This is a genomic window from Chamaesiphon sp. VAR_69_metabat_338 (genome assembly GCF_031423935.1).
Classification (GTDB): Bacteria; Cyanobacteriota; Cyanobacteriia; order Cyanobacteriales; family Chamaesiphonaceae; genus Chamaesiphon.
Map to the genome: position 1 here is coordinate 1 of NZ_JANPGM010000120.1, position 1,965 is coordinate 1,965.

Consider the following 1,965-nt stretch of genomic DNA (forward strand, 5'->3'; position numbering starts at 1 on the left):
TTTTATCGATCGGTGTCGATCTTGCAGGGAGCGGGGGAATGGGATGGGTACCTGAACTTATGAGGCTTACTCGTAAAACCACTCCAATCCGTCAGCTAGTCGAGCGTTGGTATATTCGAGATGGATGACCCGCCGATGACTGGGTATATTTACATCGTGTTGACTTTGCCAAGTCCCCATTGATGAAGCATGTAACAATAATGGTCGCATGAGCAAGATGCCCCCAGCCTCGCAATTGGTAAAAATAGGCTCGGTAGTTCGTTTCTGGCGATCGATCTCTACATCTGTCAACTTACCATGACAGTGCGAACCAGGAATCACTTTCAAAGCTCCATTAGATTCATCCGTGCGGTCGAGATGGATTCTCACTGTCAGCATTTGCTCTAAAATCGCCACTGGCGGACGCACATGCGGAATAGCTGCTTTGACCGACCACGGATGATAATCGGGTATATCCAGCCGCTGTTTGACCGCAATGGTGAGATCCTGATGCCAAGGAACTTTCCAATTCACCCCAGGCTGTTTGTCAAAAAATATTCCTCTGACTAGTCGTGCGCGATCGCCTAAAATTGGTGCTACTAAAGCGAGGATTTGCTTACTGCGAGCCAAATTGCGGACATTTGGGGCTAATTCTAAGAGATTTCTGACTCCAGCTCGATCGCAAGTGTCATCTAGAACGCTAAGATCTCGAATTAGACCGGAGATCGAGCCTGCATCGAGATAGCGATCGACAATTGTAAATCCATTAGTTTCAATTTCGCGGACGAGCCTAGTTATCATCAGCCTCAATATGTTTGTCGTAACCCATTATCCCCCGCTCCCCGCCCCCCGCTCCCCGCTCATCTGAAACTCCGGCATCGCAGGTAAATCCGTCACGCCAGGATTGTAGCCCATTTGGTTGAGCAGAGTAGTTAACTGGCCTCGATGGTGGGTTTGATGGTTGAACATGTGCGTTACTAGTAGCCAGTGCTGCAGCGTCCGCGTCACCCCCGAACTATTAGTGTAGTGAAGTTGCGCTTCGAGCCATGCCGGAGTCAAATTGTGCGCCCAATCGATAATTGTCCGATCGAGTAGTTCCCGTTGGGCGCGTAACTCGCTAAAATTACTATACAGTTCTTCATCGAGCTTGGCTGTAAATGGTTGTTTGGTAAATCTACCCAACCAAATTTGGTCGGCAACCAGGATATGATTGAGCGTACCCTGAATCGACTTAAAAAAAGCCCCGCGATCTAACTGCAGATCGCCTTCTGGAACTAACTCACAGACGGCATATAGATTCTGATTCATCCACTGATTGTATCTCGCGATCGCCGTATGGTAATTCATTAGGAGTTAGGGAATAGGGGATAGGGAATAGGGTTTAGATAGTTATCTTAGTGTTTAATCCTAGCTAAATTTATTGAAGATCCACTTACCCCGCTCCCCGCTGTCTTGACTGAAACGCACGCTGAGGGAACCTCAGCGCGATTTCAGTCGCTCCCCGCTCCCCGCTCCCCGCTCCCCCCTATCATCTACCCTCCACCTCATGCCTTCTTCCGTAATCGTAGACAGCAAAAACCGCCTGACAGATCTCATTAAGCGTTATCGCGGTCGCGTGGATTATTTGGCAATCAGACTCGAAGAGTCGGAAGGCACCGATATTCTGGTACGTGGAGATCGGGTCGAAACACTCAGTGAAGATCTCGCCATCGGTGGACAGGTACGCGCTTGCTACAAAGGCGGCTGGGGGTTTGCTAGTTTCAATCGGCTAGAGACACTTGCCGAACGCATCGAAGAAGCGATCGCCGCTGCGCGAATTATCGGTGAGGATGAGACAATTTTGGCACCGATCGAGATTATTCAAACTAGTTGTAGCTTGCCTTTGACTGGCACCGATCCGCGTCAGATTTCGATCGCCCGCAAGAAAGAGTTGTGCGAACATTACAACCACATTTTACAGACTACCGATCGGCGAATTGCGACCAC

Annotated in this window: 3 protein-coding genes; 1 reads left to right on the forward strand and 2 read right to left on the reverse strand. The window is 49.4% G+C overall.

All coding sequences use genetic code 11. The annotated features are described in order from the left end of the window. Positions 1-66: 66 nt before the first annotated feature. Together RMO84_RS03450 and RMO84_RS03455 are read right to left on the reverse strand one after the other, a co-directional pair. A complete protein-coding gene (locus RMO84_RS03450; RefSeq protein WP_310487051.1) occupies positions 67-780 on the reverse strand; it encodes a phytanoyl-CoA dioxygenase family protein in 714 nt (237 codons plus the stop codon). Between the two features lie 27 nt (positions 781-807). Beyond that, on the reverse strand, positions 808-1,326 hold the full coding sequence (locus tag RMO84_RS03455; RefSeq protein WP_310487052.1) for a DinB family protein: 519 nt from the start codon (positions 1,324-1,326) through the stop codon (positions 808-810). Between the two features lie 199 nt (positions 1,327-1,525). Here RMO84_RS03455 and RMO84_RS03460 point away from each other — a divergent pair. After that, on the forward strand, positions 1,526-1,965 hold a 440-nt coding region (locus RMO84_RS03460; RefSeq protein WP_310487053.1), incomplete at its 3' end, for a PmbA/TldA family metallopeptidase.

Bases quoted from the DNA above. Each gene is read 5' to 3' on its own strand.
- RMO84_RS03455 (WP_310487052.1), bottom strand. From the start codon at position 1,326: ATGAATTACCATACGGCGATCGCGAGATACAATCAGTGGATGAATCAG.
- RMO84_RS03450 (WP_310487051.1), bottom strand. From the start codon at position 780: ATGATAACTAGGCTCGTCCGCGAAATTGAAACTAATGGATTTACAATT.